Genomic DNA, 17,161 nt, shown 5'->3' on the forward strand with positions numbered 1-17,161 from the left:
GGATAAATGACTGATATGACAGCCGAAATGATCGTCAAGAATGCCCGCATCATTCTGCGGGACGAAGAGCTTCGTGGCCATGTCCACATAAAGGCCGGCGAGATCTCCGATATAGGTGAGGGCGCGCTGTCCGGTGCCGCAGACAGGATCGCCCATGATATGCAGGGGGACTATCTGCTGCCCGGTTTTGTCGAGCTTCACACCGATCATGTCGAGGGCCATTATGCACCTCGCCCTAAAGTGCGGTGGAATCCGATGGCCGCTGTGCTGTCTCATGATGCCCAGATCGCATCATGCGGCATTACCACCGTCTTTGACGCGCTGCGTGTGGGGCTCGATTCCGATGCGGACCTGCAATACTCGGATATGAAGGCGTTGGCTGATGCCTTCCATCGCGGCGTCGATGAGGACATCCTCAGGGCCGATCATTTTCTGCATCTGCGCTGCGAGGTGTCGGCAGATGATTGCATCACCGCCTTTCATCAGTTTGATGGCTATCCGCTGGTCAAACTGATCTCTGTCATGGACCATGCGCCCGGCCAGCGTCAATTTGCCAAAATCGAAGCCTACGCGATCTATTACAAGGGCAAGCTGAAAATGACGGACGAGGAGTTCGACATTTTCTGCAAGCGCCGAATTGAGGCATCCGAACGCAACTCCGATCGCCATCGCCAGCAGATTTCCGGTATTTGCAAGGAGCGCGGCCTGATCCTCGCATCCCATGATGATGCAACGATCGAGCATGTTGAGGAGGCGATTGAGCAGGATATCCATGTGGCGGAATTTCCCACCACTATGGAAGCGGCCAAGGCCTCGCACAATGCCGGTCTTGCCGTGCTGATGGGCGCGCCGAATGTTGTGCGTGGGGGGTCACACTCGGGGAATATCGCAGCAGGCGACCTTGTTGATGCGGGTGTTCTTGATATTCTCAGCTCCGACTATATCCCGATGTCGCTGGTTCAGTCGGCCTTCATGCTCGCGGACGATGACAAGGCCATCACATTGCCTGAGGCCGTGCGCATGATTTCCGACACGCCCGCACGCGCAACGGGGCTTGAGGATCGCGGTGCCATTGAAATCGGCAAACGTGCCGACCTTGTCCATGTCAAGAAGTCGGGTACCACCCCGGTGATCCGACAGGTCTGGCGACAGGGTCAGCGGATTGTGTGACGCTTCAAGGTGAACGGGGTTTCAGGAGAGAATGATGTTTGAGCGCACCACCGAGCAACTGAAACAGAACGGCTACGGAACGCTCGTGTTGCTGGTTGGCCCCAGTGGTTCTGGCAAAGACAGCCTGCTCGATTGGGCGCGCGGCAAGCTCGCTGATGATCCGCGCATTCTCTTTGTGCGTCGCTGTATCACGCGCGAGACAGGGGATCCGAGCGAGGATCATGAAAGCATGACCGTGGCGGACTTTCAACAAGCCCAAATGCTGGGAAAATTCGTCATCTCTTGGGAGGCCCACGGGTTGTTTTATGGGCTGCCCGCTTCGCTTCTGGATCATCTGGAAACAGGCGGTGTCGCAATCGCCAACGGATCACGCAAGACGATCCCGGTTCTCAAAGAGCAACTCCCGAACTTGCTTGTTGTCAATCTGACCGTTCAGCCGGACATCCTTGCCCAGCGTCTGGCCCGGCGCGGGCGTGAAAGTGCCGAAGACATCAAGAAACGCCTCGAACGGACCGCCAAACTCAAGAACGAAGATCTGTTCGGCAACGAGACCATCCATCTGGATAATTCCGGCAGTCTGGATAAGGCCGGGAGAGCCTTTGTCGAACTGATAGAAGGGCTGGTTGCCGTGAACGTCTGAGACCATGCTGTTGGTCGAGAGCAATCGGGCACCCGCTCAGCTTTCCAAATCTCGGCTTCAGGAACGAACCCTTAGCAAGAGACATAAAAAGGCCCGCACAAAATGCGGGCCTTTTTGCTATTGTCGTTTCGTGAGATCTCAGGTGCTGGGCCGTTCCTTCTTGCCCGTGATCCAGTTCGAGACTTTGATCACCAACACGAAGAACGCTGGCACGAACAGGATCGCGAGGAAGGTGGCGGAGATCATTCCGCCGAAAACCCCGGTTCCGATCGCATGCTGGGTTTCTGCACTTGCACCACGTGCCAGCATCAACGGTGTAACACCGAGAGTGAAGGCAAGCGAGGTCATCAGGATTGGTCTGAGACGCAAACGCGCCGCTTCCAGAACCGCCTCGTGCAGGGATTTGCCTTCGTCATAGAGAGCCCGCGCGAACTCCACGATCAGAATGGCGTTCTTGGCGGAAAGACCGATGATGGTGATCAGGCCAACCTTAAAGAACACATCGTTTTCCATACCACGAATATGCACCGCCAGAACCGCACCGATGACCCCAAGCGGGATAACCAGCATGACCGAAATCGGGATGGTCCAGCTCTCGTAAAGAGCGGCAAGCACAAGGAACACGACGAACATCGAAAGTGCCAGAAGCAAGGGCGTCTGGGCTGACGTGTTCTGTTCCTGCAGGGACTGGCCGGTCCATTCGATGCCGAAGCCCTGCGGCAGTTTCTCGGCAATCCGCTCCATTTCCGCCATGGCTTCACCTGCGGAGACACCCGGTGCCGCGCTGCCGCTGATCCGGGCTGCAGGGAAGCCGTTATAGCGTGTAAGCTGCAGAGGCGAGCTTTCCCAATCCGGTTTCACGATTTCAGACAGCTCAACCATCGCACCCGTTTTGCTTGGCAGATTGAGCTTCAGAACGTCTTGCACCTGCATCCGATAGGCGGCATCCGCTTGCACGATCACATTGCGCAACTGTCCATCATAGCTATAGTCGTTCACATAGGTTGACCCCATGGCTGAAGACAGTGTGCTGGCGATCCGGGAGAAGGGAACACCAAGGAATTCCGCCTTCTGCCGGTCGATGTTGAGCCTTACGCTCGTCCCATCAGGCAGTCCATCCGGCCTGACTCGTGTCAGAAGCGGGCTTTTAGCTGCCATGCCAAGAACCATGTTGCGGGCATTTATCAAGGCTTCATAGCCATGATCCGCCCGGTCCTGCAATCGCATGGCAAAGCCTGAAGAGGTGCCCAGCGAAGGAATGGATGGCGGCAGCAGGCTGTAAATCTGGCCCTCGGGCGCCATGAACATGGTCTTGTTGGCCGCATTGGCCTCATCCGCGGCAGTCGTCTCGCGAATGCTCCAATCCTTCAGCGTCGTGAATGCAAGACCGGTATTGGTTCCCGAACCGCCAAAGCTGAAGCCCAGAACCGAGACAACGTTCTCGGTCGCTTCTCGAGATGTTGCATGCTGCTCGTACATTTGTACGACTTCTTTTGTTCGCTCAGTCGTTGCCTCGGAAGGCAGTGTGAAGAGCGTGATGAACGCGCCCTGATCCTCGACGGGGAGGAAGGACGTCGGCAGGCGCACAAAACTGTAACCCAGGCCAACCACGACGGCGACATAGAGAACCAGCATAATGAGAATACGGCGGGCAAAGAAGCTCACCGTCGTTCCGTATGTATCGGTCGCTCTGTCGAGCATGCGATTGAACAGGCCGAAGAAACCCCGTTTGTTTGCATGATGGTCTACATCGACAGGCTTGAGCAGCGTGGCGCAAAGCGCTGGCGTGAGAGACAGAGCCAGAAAGGCCGAGAACAGGATTGAGACGGCCATCGACATGGTGAACTGGCGATAAATCTCACCCACCGCACCGGAGGCAAGACCCATCGGAATGAACACCGCTGTCAACACCAGCGTAATACCGATGACAGCCCCTGTGATCTGCTTCATCGCCTTTTTGGTCGCCTCGCGAGGAGGCAACCCTTCTGTGGCCATGATACGCTCGACATTCTCCACCACAACGATCGCGTCATCGACGATGATCCCGATCGCCAGCACCATGCCGAACATGGTCAGCACGTTGATCGAGAAACCCGAGACATACATCACCATCACAGTACCGGCCAAGGCTATGGGCGCGACGATGGCGGGAATGAGGGTGTAGCGGATCTTCTGCAGGAACAGAAGCATCACCAGGAACACCAGCACCATGGCTTCGCCCAGTGTCTGAACAACCTTTTCAATGGAGATCGCAACGAAGGGCGAGGTGTCGTAGGGGATCAGATATTCCATCCCCTCGGGGAAGGACGTCGAGAGATCCTCAAGTCGTTCTCTGATGGCTTCGGCGGTGCGCATGGCGTTGGCACCCGGGGAGAGCTGAATGGCGGCCCCTGCTGCGTTTGCGCCGTTGATGCGAGAGGAGAAGGCATAGGTTTGAGCGCCTTCTTCAACCCGAGCAACGTCCTTAAGCAGCACCCGTGATCCGTCAGGATCGGAGCGCAGGATGATATTGTCAAACTCGTCCACGGTCGACAATTGGCCCGACACACGGAGCGGCACGCTAACCCTCTGGCCGGGCAGGGTGGGCTGAGCACCGACACGTCCCGGCGACACCTGTACGTTCTGTGCGCTGATGGCAGATGTGACGTCCGACAGGGAAATCGAATAGGAAAGCAGTTTATGTGGATCGACCCACACCCGCATTGCCTTTTTCGACACGAAAGACTGCACACGGCCAACCCCGGAAACACGGTTCAGTGGCTGGACCAGCGTTCGGGACATATAGTCACCCAGATCGAGCGCATTGAATGTGCCATCTGGTGAGGTCAGGGCAACGACCATCAGGAAGCCGGAGGAGGAGGACTCGATGGTCAAACCTTGCCGTTGTACGGCCTCGGGCAGGCGCGGCTCGATCGACTTGATCTTGTTCTGTACATCAACCTGGGCCAGATCCGGGTCAGTGCCGGATTCGAACGTAGCCGTGATGGTGGCAGACCCGGATGTATCGGCGGAAGACTCAAAATACAGCAGGTTGCGCACGCCGGAGAGTTCGGGCTCGATGATGCTGATCACACTATCACTGATCACCTCAGGTGAGGCACCGGGATAGATGGCCCGGATCGAAACGCTTGGCGGTGCAATGTCAGGGTAGCGTGTTACGGGCAAGAGCGAGAGCGTCAGAACCCCCGCAAGCACGATGAATATGGCGATGACCCACGCAAAGACGGGGCGATCAATGAAAAAACTGGGCATTAGGTGATCTCCGGGGTCATTGCTGCGGCTTCTGTGCAGGCTGATCGGCAAGCTTCGCCATCACGGCTGCGCCATCCTCAGATACCCGTGTCTGGCCACGAATAACCACACTTTCATTGGGCTCCAGCCCACTGGTCACGATGTAGCTTTTGTTGACGAGTTCTCCGAGCGTCACTTTCTTGATTTTGGCGGTTTTGCCATCTTCAACGGTGACAAGGGTGGGATTGCCTTGCGTATCCCGGATAACTGCCTGTTGCGGTACCAAAAGCGCATTCTCAATGGTCTGGCGTGGCACGATGGCGCGGACGAACATACCCGGAAGCAGCGTGTGCTCCGGATTCTCGACCAGCACACGCATGGTCACGTCGCCACTGGACTCATCGACCGAGATGTCGGTGAAAAGCGCGGTGCCTTTTTCACTATGTTGGACGCCGTTCATATCAAGAATTACGATCGTTGGTTCAGACGTGCCTGCATTTGCCTCATCCTGAGCCGCTTGTTGCAACTCTCGCAGGTTGCTGGTGGGGCGTCTGAGGTCGACGTAGACCTGATTGATCTGTTTGATGATGGCCAGCGGATCACCTTGACTGGCAGAGACGAGGGTCCCCTCGCTGATCAATGCGGCACCAACACGGCCCGAGATCGGAGAGCGAATGGTCGTGAAATCCAGATTGATCTGTCGGGAGCGCAGCATCGCGCGTGCTTCTGCAACGCTGGCTTCGGCGTTTTTGGCTTCTGCTTCCGCAGCATCATAGCTCTGCTGAGAAAGCGAATTGGTGCTGCGAAGCTGTTTGGAACGGTCAAGCTGGGTCTGGGCCAGATCGCGAGCCGCCAGTGCCCGATCCAGCGCAGCCTTGGCGCTGTCGACTTCGGCCTGGAATGGCTCGGCAAAAATCTGGAACAGTGGCTGGCCTTCCTTGACCATCATGCCTTGTTCGAACAGACGCTTCTCGACAATGCCGCCAACTTGCGGACGAATATTGACGGTCCGCAGGGCTGTCACACGACCGGGCAGCTCCATGCTGAGGGTCACGGTTTCGGGTTTGATTTCTTTGGTTGTGACGACAGCTGGCGGTGTTTGACCACCTTGTGCCCAGCTGTCTGTTACACCGACTGTAAAGCTTGCAGTGAATCCAATGGCTAGACTCAAGAATCCAAGGCCAAGTGCCTTGCGCAATGATTGGGGCATTTTGCCTCCTGAACGGAAATTTTGCGTACGGGGGTTGGGAGCAAATAAACGATTGCACTAGAACATATGCACAAATAGTTTCTATTCTGTACCTATGATTAAATTGGACGCATGTCCAGATTGTTTTCTTTTTGTTGCTGCTTTATTTGTGAATGAAGAACGACAATAATAGGCCATATGGGCGGTGGGTAACAAGATGTCATATATGCCAAAAGACCAACGACGGGCGGAAATCGTTGAGGCAGCAATCAAAGTCATTGATGCAGAAGGGATCGCGGCGGCAACAGTGAGGCGCGTGGCGCAATCTATTCCCGTCTCGCCCGGTCAGATCCATCATCATTTTGACTCAGCTGATGCTTTGCGCGCTGAAGCCTTTCTCGAGCTTTGGAACCGCCTTCGTGAGAAATACTACGATCAGCTGCAAAAGGATACCAAACTCGACACGATCGTCAGTATGATAGCCGGTGGTGAAGACCCGGAAACGATGGAATCCTTCAAGCGTTTCTATGCGGATCTGGCCGAAGCAGCCAAGATGAGCAAGGTGCTTCTTGACGTGAGGCAGCGCGTTTTGAAAAGCGCTTATGACCGACGTGTCGAATTGTTGCAGCAAGCGCAAGCGGCGGGTGAACTGTCGGCAAAACTGGATATTCCAAGGCTCAGCATGTCTCTGATTGCACTCTCTCTTGGATTGGGCATGCTGGAAGAAATTGAATTTGAGACAATTGATACCAAAGAGATTCTCAGGCACTCGATTGATGTCGAGAATTTCGCGGCACTCAATGGAGAAGAAGCACTCAATAGGAAAGACTAGAGCACCAGAACCCTCCAGAGGAAGCCTTCGGTTCACGCTTGCGAGTAAGTCATCTGGAAAGCCTATTCCCAATCGACTCCAACCGGCTTGCGACTTCGGCTTTTTTCGCTTTCAACGATTCCATCGGCTTCATTGAAATCGTCTTCCTCCGCTTTGGGGGGCAAATCGTTTTCGTTGTCTCCGGTGAGGGCAAAACAAAAATACATGGGGAAGTGGTCCGAACCAACAAACGGCTGTCGTTCGATTGTGACCAGTTCGAAATGCGGTGAATGAAACACATGGTCCAGCGGCCAGCGCAAGAACCAGTGCCGCGCATCGAAGCTGTTGAAGACACCACGGCCCTGTCTCGGGTCCATCAGGCGAGACAGGCGCAGGAAGCGGCGCGTCGTGCGGGACCATGCGACATCGTTCAGGTCACCCGTCACGATCATCGGCATTTTTTCGTTGCGGGCCTTTTCTCCAATAAGAAGAATCTCGGCATCACGTCCCATCGTGTCGCGCACAGGAACGGGCGGTTCGGGATGCAGGGCTACGAATCTGACGGATCGTCCCCGCGGAAGGGTCATCGTACAGGAAACACTGGGGACTTCATCATTTAGCAGAAACTGGATTTGCTGTTCGCCGAGCGTGAATCGGCTGGCGAACATCAGGCCATAACTGTTCGATTGGGGGTAGGACAGAACATCCGCAAAGCCCGACAGGTGCGGCTTCAATGCATTTGCCCATGCCTCGTCGGTCTCCATGAAGATCGCGATGTCTGGTTTCTTGGTCTTGATCAGGCTGGCGACCTTGTCGAAGTCTCGGTTGCTTTGCTTGACGTTGCAGACAAGAAGCGAGATCGTGTCCACATCATCAAGATTGCCCGTAAAGCGCGCGGTCTGTTTGGGCCACAAAGGCGTGAAGGTCAGAATGTGTGCGAACTGAATGAGCATGGCGACACCAGCCATGGTGGCGCTCAAAACGATCAAGTCGTGCGCCACCCGATCACCCAACCATAGCAACACGAGACTGGCGATGAGCATCATGGCCGAGAGCGTGAAGACCTGTAGCCGAACGAAGTCAAAGGATCTGATCATCCCGTGCGGCTCCGGAACCAAAGGCACAAGACTCATCACAAGACACAGAGCTGAGAGGCCTGTGAGGAACACGGTGAGAGCAAAGAGAGTGTCCATGATTGAATCGGTCCTGACGATCGTTCCCGGTTGAACTGAGTCAATGTTACAGTCGCCATAGGGTTCCTGAGATCTTTTGCGCCAACGCACGAAACTTCAAGGAAGGAATATGCAACATGGTCCGGGGACCGGGTTCGTGTGAATGAGAATTGTCCCGGATCATGCAGAAGATTGTGCCGGTTTTTGCAATGAAGTGAGGAAAAATATTTTTTGGAGCCCCCTTTTTGAGGGTGTTTGTATAAATCAGGTTCTAAAAAATATCGCATTTATGGTACTATATTGCTTTATAGATCTTTAAATTAGTTTTTTGTTGCGTATAAAAATACTTTTGAACAATAATTTTCTTCATTGATTGGGTTGCCGGTATTGTGCGCGCCGCCGTATATTTCTAGTCTATTTTTATACGAGCTTTAAAGGAAATTAAAGGATGGATTGCCACCCGAGTAGTCAGAGCGGAACCTCAAACGACAAAGCAATCAAGGATGAACTGGTTGCTCAGATTCGGTCCAACGTTATTGGTGAACGCAGCTACATTTCATCCCCCTTCGGACCGCGTCCCCTGATTTATGCCGACTATATCGCATCCGGGCGATCTCTCGGTCTCATCGAGGAAGCCATTGAGGATACTGTGCTGCCCGTCTATGGCAACACCCACACCGAAACCTCCTTTACCGGCCGCAAGATCACCGCACTGCGGGAGGAGGCGCGCCACGTTATTGCAGAAGCTGTCGGAGCGGATGACCGGCACATGGTGATCTTCACCGGAGCCGGGGCCACCGCTGCGGTTGATCGTCTTGTGCGGGGCACTGGTATCGAAGAGAAAGCACGCGACGGGCACAATGTCGTTGTCTTTGTCGGGCCCTACGAGCACCATTCCAATGATCTGCCCTGGCGCGAAAGCGGTGCCAAGATCGAGCATATCGATCTTGATGACAGTGGTCGCATCGATCTGGGCCAACTGGCTGATCGGCTTGAAGCCCATGCGGATGCCAGCCTCAAGATAGGTGCCTTTTCGGCGGCATCGAACGTAACGGGTGTGCGCAGTGACTTGATCGGCATCGCCACGCTTCTGCATGCCAATGGTGCGGCTTTTGTTTGTGATTTTGCAGCCGCAGCGCCCTACATTTCCATGAAGCTGACGCTCGATGACGATCAGCCCGGCGCGCATATTGATGCGATCATTTATTCATCGCACAAGTTTGTTGGTGGTCCGGGAGCTTCGGGGGTTCTGGTCGCCGACAAGGCTCTGTTCACGTCGGATCGTCCGGGCGTCACCGGCGGCGGGACGGTCAGTTACGTCACCGCTGAGCATCACACCTATGTCAAAAACCTCGAGCGACGCGAAGAAGCCGGGACGCCGGGTATCATAGGCGATATCCGGGCAGGGGCTGTCATGGCGCTAAAGGAAGCGGTTGGCTCATCGGAAATCGAAGACCGCGAAGGCGTGATCATCAAGGACGTGCTCAGGCGTCTGTCTGCCGAACCGAATGTAATCATCCTGGGCCCACAGGATCAGGAACGCATCGGCGTGGTGTCATTCAACATTTCCATAGATGGCCAGTTGTTGCATTATGGTTTTGTCGTGGCACTGCTCAACGATCTGTTTGGCATTCAGGCGCGAGGGGGCTGTTCCTGCGCCGGGCCCTATGCCCATGCGCTGCTTGGCATCCCCGAAGCGCGCGCTTTGCAATATGAAGCCGCCATTCAGGAAGGCAAAAGCCTGCTGCGTCCGGGATGGGTTAGGCTCGGCTATAATTACTTTTTCGATCAGGAAACGATTGACTATATTACCGAGGCAATTCTCTTTATTGGGCGCAATGGGTTATTGTTCCTTGAAGACTATGACGTCGATGTCCAGCAGGGCGTCTGGCAGCACAAGACCAAATTGACCGAAGCTCCGGCGACACTGCGCAATTTCTGGCAGTATAATCCGAGCAAAAGCAAAGCCCACTGCAGTGACGTGAAGCGCTATCTGGTCGAAGCGGCAAAGCTGGCCGAAGATCGTCACCAGCCAAAGCTCGGGCAAAATGAAATATTCCGCAGCGATCTGGAAGCATTGAGAAATTTCTGGATGCCTCAAGATGCAATTGACAGCAATTATAATAACAACAATTGAACGGTTCGAGTTGACCAGTCCGGCTTGGCGACACATTGACCACCTTGACGGAGCAAAGGACCAGAAGAACGGAGACCAATATGTCCGATACTGAAGTTACCCCCGAAATCACGCTTGAGCAGCTCTCGGGCGCCTATACCATGCGCGCCAAATTCTACAAGCACATGTTCGACGTGCTGCGCGAAACCTATGGTGATGACACCGCCATCGAGCTGATGAGCAAGGCGACCTATCGTCTCGGCTCTGAAATGGGCGAGAAACTCAAGCCGCACGGCCCGACCAACATCGAGGCTCTGACGGAGCAGTTTCTGCAAGGGATTCCCTGCAAGGATCACCTCTTCGCGCCGGAATTGCGCAAATGCGACAAGGAAGGCATGGAAATCCAGTTCCATACCTGCCCGCTGAAAACGTCGTGGGAAGCCGATGGCATCGAGGGCGATCATCTGGAAATGCTCTGCCGCTCCGCAGGGGCCATTGATGCGGGCATGTTCAGCACTGCTGGGTTCACCTTCGAAGGGGAGACCTGGAAACCGGGCAAAACGGGCTGTTGTCGCCTGATTGTGAAACCTGGTTCTGATTCTCAAGCCTAATAAGAGAAAATAATATTAGTATACAAGGCGATCCGGAAAACCGGACGCCTATTTAAGGATCCGGAGTACCGGACATAAGATAGACCCGTTAAAACGGGCGTCACCTCTAGATAGTCTGGCGCACACCAGACAGATCATCAATGCGATCACCAACCCATTGAGGAACATACCGATGAAACTATCTCGCAGAACAGTTATCGCAATTGCTGCTGCAACCGCCTTTGGTTCTGTTTCGGCTCAGGCTGCCGATAGCGTGAAAATTGGATATCAACTGCCTTTGACCGGGAGCCACTCCCAGTATGGTCAGGGTTTCAAGGATGCTGCGGAAATCGCTCTGGAAAAATTCAACGCGTCCGGCAAAATCGACGTTCCCGTCGAGATCATCTTTGAAGATTCCCGTTCCGATGCCAAGGAAGGCGTCACCCTTGCGCGCAAATTCGTCGATGACGACGAAATCGTCGGCGTGCTTGGTGATTTCACCTCCACCGTGTCCATGGCTGCTGCTCAGGTCTATCGCAAGGCTGGAATGGTTCAGCTTTCCCAGACCGCATCCCATCCGGATTTCGCGCGCATTTCCAAATGGCAGTTCCGCAACATCACCACTCAGAACCAGGAAGGTGCCGTGAATGCTGAATGGCTGATGAGCAAAGGCATCAAGAAGGTTGCCGTCATCGCCGAGCAGAGCGACTGGGGTCAGTCAGTGGTCAAGGGCTTTGCTGAGCCGTTTGAAGCTGCTGGCGGTGAGGTCGTCTACACCGAATTCTTCAACCGTGGTCTTGCCGATTTCCGCTCTATCATCACCAAGATTGCCGACCAGAAGCCCGACGCGGTCTACACCGGTTTCTTTTATGAAGATGGCGCCCAGTTCCTCAAGCAGATGAAGCAGCTCGACGTTTCCATCCCCATCTATTCGACCTCTGCTGCCTATAACGACAAGCTGATCGAACTGGCTGGCGATGCCGCTGAAGGCATGTTCCTCACCGTGACCTTCCTGCCGAACCGTCAGGAAGACCATGTTCAGGAATTCGTCGCCGAATGGAAGAAAGCCCACGATCTGGCACCGGGACAGTTCCCCGCTCAGGCTTATGACGCGGTCAACATCATGCTTGATGCAGTGGCCAAGGCCTATCCGGATATCACCCGCGAAAGCCTTCGCAAAGCCATTGCCGAAACCAAGGATTTCCCTGGCGTCACCGGCGACACCTCCTTTGACGAAAACGGCGAGCCGGAAAAATCTCTGGCCAAAGCAACCGTCAAGGATGGCGCTTTTGTCGAGATGAAATAACAACAAAAATCATATTGCTCTGCCAGCCTGGATTGTCCGGGCTGGCAGGAATAGATGAATTGGGGATTTCACCTTGGATCCGTATATATTGCAGCAATTGGCCATCGGGCTATCGCTGGGCATGATCTATGCCTTGATCGCTATTGGCTTCACCCTGATTTTCGGTGTGCTGAACGTCGTCAACTTTGCCCATGGCGAAGTCTACACAATCGGCGCCTATGCTGGTCTTCTGGCCATCACCGCTTTCGCACCGCCGATCTTCGTTGTTCTGCTCATCGCTTTGGCCGCTGGTGGCCTTGCGGGTATTGGCCTTGAACGACTGGCGTTTCGCCCATTTCGGCGGTTCTCCGATGAGGCGTCACTCAAATCCAAGGCCATGCGCGAGGCAACCTTGATGTCATCGCTGGCGATGTCCATCATCGCCCGCGAAGGCATGGAACTGATCTTCGGGTCTGAGTTCCAGACCATCAACCTTGATTATCTCATCAACCAGCACATCAACATCGGCCCTGTCACGATCGTGAACGGTGACGTGATCATTCTCGTTGTGACACTGGTGATGCTGATCGGGCTTCAGTGGGTGCTAAAACACACCTCGGTGGGTCTCAATATCCGGGCCGTCTCCAACAACGCGCTTGGTGCAAAATATTGCGGTATCAACACCGACCGGACGATCGTCTTCACCTTTATTATCGGCTCATCCATGGGCGCCCTCGCTGGCATGCTGGTTGGTCTTTATTATGGTGCGATTTTCCCCGCCATGGGCTTCACACCGGGCATCAAGGCCTTTGTTGCCATGGTAATGGGAGGCCTGTCTTCCATCCCCGGAGCGGTGATCTGCGCCATCATTCTCGGCCTGTCCGAAAGCTTGGCGACGAGCTTCATGTCTTCGGTGTGGTCCGATATGGTTGCCTATACCTTCCTGCTGCTTACACTGATTTTCTTCCCGCAAGGTCTCTTCGGAGCGAGGAGGGAACGTGTCTAAGCCTCTTTTGATCAAAAGCGCCATCCTGCTTGTCGTCTTTGCGGCGATTCCCGCCATCCTCGTTGGCTTCGACAAGGGCTACTATTATCAGGTTGCGATGATTGCCTTCGTCTTCATGCTTCTGGCTGCATCCCTGCATCTGGTCACCGGCGTTGCGGGCCTGTTGCACCTTGGTCATGCATCTCTTTATGGGGTCGGGGCCTATGTGGCGGCATTGCTCGGGGCTGAGTATGATATCGGCTTTACCATCGGTCTGCCGCTCGCCGGTATTGTCTCGGCCTTCATTGCCTTTCTCGTCGCGCTACCGACCATGCGCCTTGTGTTCATCTATTTTGCCGTTGCCACGCTTGGCATCGGGCAGATGCTGTTTCTGATTTTTCAGAACTGGGTTGCAGTGACCAAGGGACCGAATGGCGTGATGCTCTTCTCCGGCATTGACCTGTTCGGGATCGAGATCAACAGTGATCTGGGTATCTATTATGTGGTCGCTGCCGTGGTGACCGTGTCGATCTTTGTCATCAACCGCTTGAGCCATTCCTATTATGGCAATGCGCTGCGGTCCCTGCGCGAGGATGACCAATGCGCCTCTGCCATGGGGATCAACGTCACGGTCATGAAAATCCAGGCCTTCGTCATTTCAGCCTTCTTCGCTGGCATTGCGGGTGCTCTCTGGGCCTACACGACCGGCTATATTTCTCCCAACGACTTCAACTTCTCCCAGTCCATTCTGGTTCTGACCATGGTGGTGGTTGGGGGGCTTGGCTCGTTGCCCGGTGTTCTAATCGGTGCGGTGCTGCTCATCCTACTTCCAGAAGTGCTGCGCAGCGTCGGTGACATCCGCAACATTATCGTTGGTGTGATGATGTTCGGCGCCATCCTCTTCCTCCCAAAAGGACTGTTTGGCGAGATCAACGCGCTGAACTTCGTCCGCCGGCAATTGGGCGCCGCTTGGTCCTCCGATAAGGGAGAGAAAGGGATCGGGTGGAAAGGATGAGCTTACTTCAGCTGAAAGACCTGACCCGCGTCTTTGGTGGCCTGCATGCCGTGGACAACGTCAACGTCGAGCTCAACGAAGGCGAACTGATGGGCCTGATCGGGCCGAACGGGGCGGGCAAGACCACTTTGTTCAATCTGATTTCGGGTTTCACACCGCCAAGTTCCGGCGAAGTGCTGTTCAAGGGCGAAAAGATCACCGGGCTTTCCGCCCACAAGATCGCCCACAAGGGCATGTCACGCACGTTCCAGAACCTGCGCGTCTTCCCCAACATGACCGTTTTCGACAACATCTCCGTTGGCGCGCTCGGCATGATCGGGGTTAATCCCTTCAACTCGCTGTTTGGCGGCAAGGCCAAGGCACAGGAAATCTCTGATCGCAGTTGGCAAATGCTCGAAAAGGTCGGCCTTGCAGAACATGCAGACGATCTTGCCGCAAACCTGTCTTATGGTAAGCGCAAATATCTCGAAATCGCCCGCGCACTGGCGATGAATCCCGAGTTGCTGATCCTTGATGAGCCAGCGGCCGGCATGAACGATTCCGAGACCGCAGAACTGGCCCAGTTCATCACCGATCTCAACAAGACCGGCCTGACGATCATGCTGGTTGAACATGACATGAGCCTTGTCATGGGCATTTGCGACCGCATCGTGGTTCTCGCCTCGGGGGCCAAGATCGCGGATGATGTACCTGCCAACGTGCGCAAGGATCCGGCCGTGCTCGAAGCCTATCTGGGGAGTGACGACTGATGAGCAACATTCTCGAAATCAAAAATCTCTCCCTGCAGATCGGTGTTCAGGACATCCTGCATGATGTGACCGTCAATTTGCCTGAAAAGGGCATCGTCTCGGTGCTCGGTGCCAACGGCGTTGGCAAGACGTCCCTGATGCGTTGCATCTCCGGCGTCTATGGCGCAACGGGCGGCGAAATTTTGCTTGAGGGCAAGGTTATTTCCAAACTCAAAAGCAATGAAATCGTCGACCAAGGGATCATGCAGGCACCAGAAGGACGGCAGATCTTCTCCAACATGACCGTGTTGGAGAATCTGCTCATCGGAGCTGGGCCGATTGGCAAACAGGAACTCGATCATGTCTTGACGCTCTTCCCTGTGCTCAAGGAGCGCCTCAAGCAGCAGGCAGGATCCATGTCCGGTGGCGAGCAACAGATGCTCTGTATCGGTCGCGCCCTGATGCGCAAACCCAAGGTGTTGCTGCTTGATGAGCCTTCATTGGGGCTGGCTCCGCGCCTCGTTGGCTTCATCTGCGAACTTGTCACCAAGATCCGTGATGAGGGATATTCTGTGCTTCTCGTCGAGCAGAATGTGAAAGCGGCCCTTCGCATCTCGGACCATGCCTATGTCATCGAACACGGCAAGATCGTGATCGAGGGCAATGCGCAGGATCTGGCAAATGATCCCCGCGTTGCCGAGGCCTATCTGGGCGGGCACGTTCACTAGAGGGCAAGATCAAGAAAGCGACCGGATGCCAGCAACTTGGCATCCGGACCTAAACCAGCACAAATGACGTCTGGCGGCGGCTCGCTCACAATACATATGCCGAGCCTGCTATCGCCCGATGCAATGACCGGACGGGTTCCACTATTCGGTCCCAACGCATTTGATTGGAATGATCAGGATGTCTACTTCTCTTCCCTTTCCCCCCACCATCTGGTTGGAAACCGCGCCTGAACGCGCGCCAGCCCCCGCTCTATCCGGCAATGCCGAAACGGACACAGTGGTGATCGGTGGTGGTCTCACCGGCCTTTCGGCAGCCCGGCATCTGGCAAAGGCGGGGCGCGATGTCTTGCTGCTCGAAGGGCAGGGTGTTGGCTGGGGTGCCTCTGGCCGCAACAATGGTCAGGTGATCCCGACCCTGACGGCCGCAGAACCCGATGCATGGGTGTCGCGCTTTGGCGATACTGGCAAACTCTTTGCGGAGATGATCGGTGCCTCCGCTGGCATGCTCTATGATGCCATTCGCGAAGAAGACATCGTCTCTGATGCGGATGCCGAGCAAACAGGTTGGTTCCAGCCTGCCCATTCTCCCGGACGCACCAAACTGAGCCAGAAGCGCGTGGATGCCTGGAGCCGTTTTGGCCTTGAGGTGGCGTATCTCGACCATAAGGCAACCTCCGATCTGCTCGGCACGGATCATTGGTACGGCGGCATGCTGGCGCCCTCCGGCGGCCACATCAACCCGCTGGGGCTTGCACGTGGGCTGGCCAAAGCTGCCGAACGCCATGGCGTCACCATTCACGAGAACACACCGGTGCTGTCCTATGAGCATGATGGTACAAAGTGGATCGTCAAGACCGAAGGTGGCACGGTTACCGCCCGTGCGCTGATCCTTGCGACCAACGCCTACACCGGCGAATTGGTGCCGCGCCTTGCGCGCCGTCTTGCCCATTCCATCGTTCCGGTGTCCTCATGGCAGATGTCGACCGAGCCGCTGTCCGATGACATCCGCGCAACGATCCTTCCCGGAAGGCAGGCCGTCTCTGATACGCGCGGCGATTTGCGCTTTTTCCATTATGATCGCGACAATCGTCTGATCACCGGTGGGGCCATCATGGGTTTTGGCGATCTCGCCAAACGCATGGCAAACAAGGCCGCCAACAATCTCGCCGACAGCTTCCCCCAGCTTGCCCCGCCAAAGATGACCCACATCTGGAACGGCTATTTGTCGATGAACTGGGATCGCTTCCCGCGCGTTCACAGTCTTGGCCCCAACGGCTGGACCTGGATCGGCTGCAACGGCCGCGGCGTTGCGCTCGGCTATGCGCTGGGCCGCGAAATGGCGCGTGCCGTCGATGGAGAGGATATCAGTGGTCTTGCTCTGCCAACGACCGAGCCCAAGCCTTTGCCATTCCACGCCATTGGCCGCGCCATCGCACCTTACTACCTTGCTTGGTACAAGTTCAAAGACCGCATGGAACCCAAACTCTGAGAGAGCCAGACC

At 55.4% G+C, this 17,161-nt stretch carries 14 protein-coding genes; 11 read left to right on the forward strand and 3 right to left on the reverse strand.

Annotation, left to right across the window (positions count from 1 at the left end):
* The first annotated feature begins 15 nt into the window (after window positions 1-15).
* Window positions 16-1,170, forward strand: a complete 1,155-nt coding sequence (locus tag CPH65_RS15610) for an alpha-D-ribose 1-methylphosphonate 5-triphosphate diphosphatase (RefSeq protein WP_096176448.1) — start codon at window positions 16-18, stop codon at window positions 1,168-1,170.
* A 34-nt stretch (window positions 1,171-1,204) separates the two neighbouring features.
* Window positions 1,205-1,810 carry a phosphonate metabolism protein/1,5-bisphosphokinase (PRPP-forming) PhnN gene (phnN, locus tag CPH65_RS15615; RefSeq protein WP_157747733.1) on the forward strand — a complete coding sequence of 202 codons (606 nt, stop codon included), beginning with the start codon at window positions 1,205-1,207 and terminating at the stop codon, window positions 1,808-1,810.
* A 138-nt stretch (window positions 1,811-1,948) separates the two neighbouring features.
* Here the strand turns inward: phnN and CPH65_RS15620 are convergent, their stop codons facing one another.
* Both CPH65_RS15620 and CPH65_RS15625 read right to left on the reverse strand, forming a co-directional pair.
* Entirely contained in the window at window positions 1,949-5,062 is a 3,114-nt protein-coding gene (locus tag CPH65_RS15620) for a multidrug efflux RND transporter permease subunit (RefSeq protein WP_096174732.1), read from the reverse strand.
* A gap of 16 nt (window positions 5,063-5,078) precedes the next feature.
* The gene (locus CPH65_RS15625) at window positions 5,079-6,212 is read right to left on the reverse strand and encodes an efflux RND transporter periplasmic adaptor subunit (RefSeq protein WP_172891534.1); all 1,134 of its coding nucleotides are present in this window, start codon (window positions 6,210-6,212) and stop codon (window positions 5,079-5,081) included.
* Between the two features lie 244 nt (window positions 6,213-6,456).
* Between CPH65_RS15625 and CPH65_RS15630 the strand changes: the two genes are divergently transcribed.
* Entirely contained in the window at window positions 6,457-7,062 is a 606-nt protein-coding gene (locus CPH65_RS15630; protein ID WP_157747734.1) for a TetR family transcriptional regulator, read from the forward strand.
* Between the two features lie 62 nt (window positions 7,063-7,124).
* Here the strand turns inward: CPH65_RS15630 and CPH65_RS15635 are convergent, their stop codons facing one another.
* Window positions 7,125-8,234 carry an endonuclease/exonuclease/phosphatase family protein gene (locus CPH65_RS15635; protein ID WP_157747735.1) on the reverse strand — a complete coding sequence of 370 codons (1,110 nt, stop codon included), beginning with the start codon at window positions 8,232-8,234 and terminating at the stop codon, window positions 7,125-7,127.
* Window positions 8,235-8,661: 427 nt separating this feature from the next.
* Here CPH65_RS15635 and CPH65_RS15640 point away from each other — a divergent pair, with 427 nt between their 5' ends.
* The 8 genes from CPH65_RS15640 (at window position 8,662) to CPH65_RS15675 (ending at window position 17,149) form a co-directional block, all read left to right on the forward strand.
* A complete protein-coding gene (locus tag CPH65_RS15640) occupies window positions 8,662-10,350 on the forward strand; it encodes an aminotransferase class V-fold PLP-dependent enzyme (RefSeq protein ID WP_096174736.1) in 1,689 nt (562 codons plus the stop codon).
* Window positions 10,351-10,430: 80 nt separating this feature from the next.
* Window positions 10,431-10,940 carry an L-2-amino-thiazoline-4-carboxylic acid hydrolase gene (locus CPH65_RS15645; protein ID WP_096174737.1) on the forward strand — a complete coding sequence of 170 codons (510 nt, stop codon included), beginning with the start codon at window positions 10,431-10,433 and terminating at the stop codon, window positions 10,938-10,940.
* Window positions 10,941-11,112: 172 nt separating this feature from the next.
* A complete protein-coding gene (locus CPH65_RS15650; RefSeq protein ID WP_096174738.1) occupies window positions 11,113-12,225 on the forward strand; it encodes an ABC transporter substrate-binding protein in 1,113 nt (370 codons plus the stop codon).
* A 73-nt stretch (window positions 12,226-12,298) separates the two neighbouring features.
* Window positions 12,299-13,210 (forward strand): branched-chain amino acid ABC transporter permease, encoded by a 912-nt coding sequence (locus CPH65_RS15655; RefSeq protein WP_096174739.1) that lies wholly within the window; start codon window positions 12,299-12,301, stop codon window positions 13,208-13,210.
* The gene (locus CPH65_RS15660; protein WP_096174740.1) at window positions 13,203-14,204 is read left to right on the forward strand and encodes a branched-chain amino acid ABC transporter permease; all 1,002 of its coding nucleotides are present in this window, start codon (window positions 13,203-13,205) and stop codon (window positions 14,202-14,204) included. The genes CPH65_RS15655 and CPH65_RS15660 overlap by 8 nt, the downstream gene beginning before the upstream one ends.
* A complete protein-coding gene (locus tag CPH65_RS15665; RefSeq protein ID WP_096174741.1) occupies window positions 14,201-14,953 on the forward strand; it encodes an ABC transporter ATP-binding protein in 753 nt (250 codons plus the stop codon). Before CPH65_RS15660 ends, CPH65_RS15665 begins: the two co-directional genes overlap by 4 nt.
* The gene (locus CPH65_RS15670; RefSeq protein ID WP_096174742.1) at window positions 14,953-15,660 is read left to right on the forward strand and encodes an ABC transporter ATP-binding protein; all 708 of its coding nucleotides are present in this window, start codon (window positions 14,953-14,955) and stop codon (window positions 15,658-15,660) included. Before CPH65_RS15665 ends, CPH65_RS15670 begins: the two co-directional genes overlap by 1 nt.
* Before the next feature lie 178 nt (window positions 15,661-15,838).
* Window positions 15,839-17,149, forward strand: coding sequence for an FAD-binding oxidoreductase (locus CPH65_RS15675; RefSeq protein WP_096174743.1), 1,311 nt, complete (start codon window positions 15,839-15,841; stop codon window positions 17,147-17,149).
* Window positions 17,150-17,161 lie beyond the last annotated feature (12 nt).

It is taken from the genome of Cohaesibacter sp. ES.047, assembly GCF_900215505.1.
GTDB lineage: Bacteria > Pseudomonadota > Alphaproteobacteria > Rhizobiales > Cohaesibacteraceae > Cohaesibacter.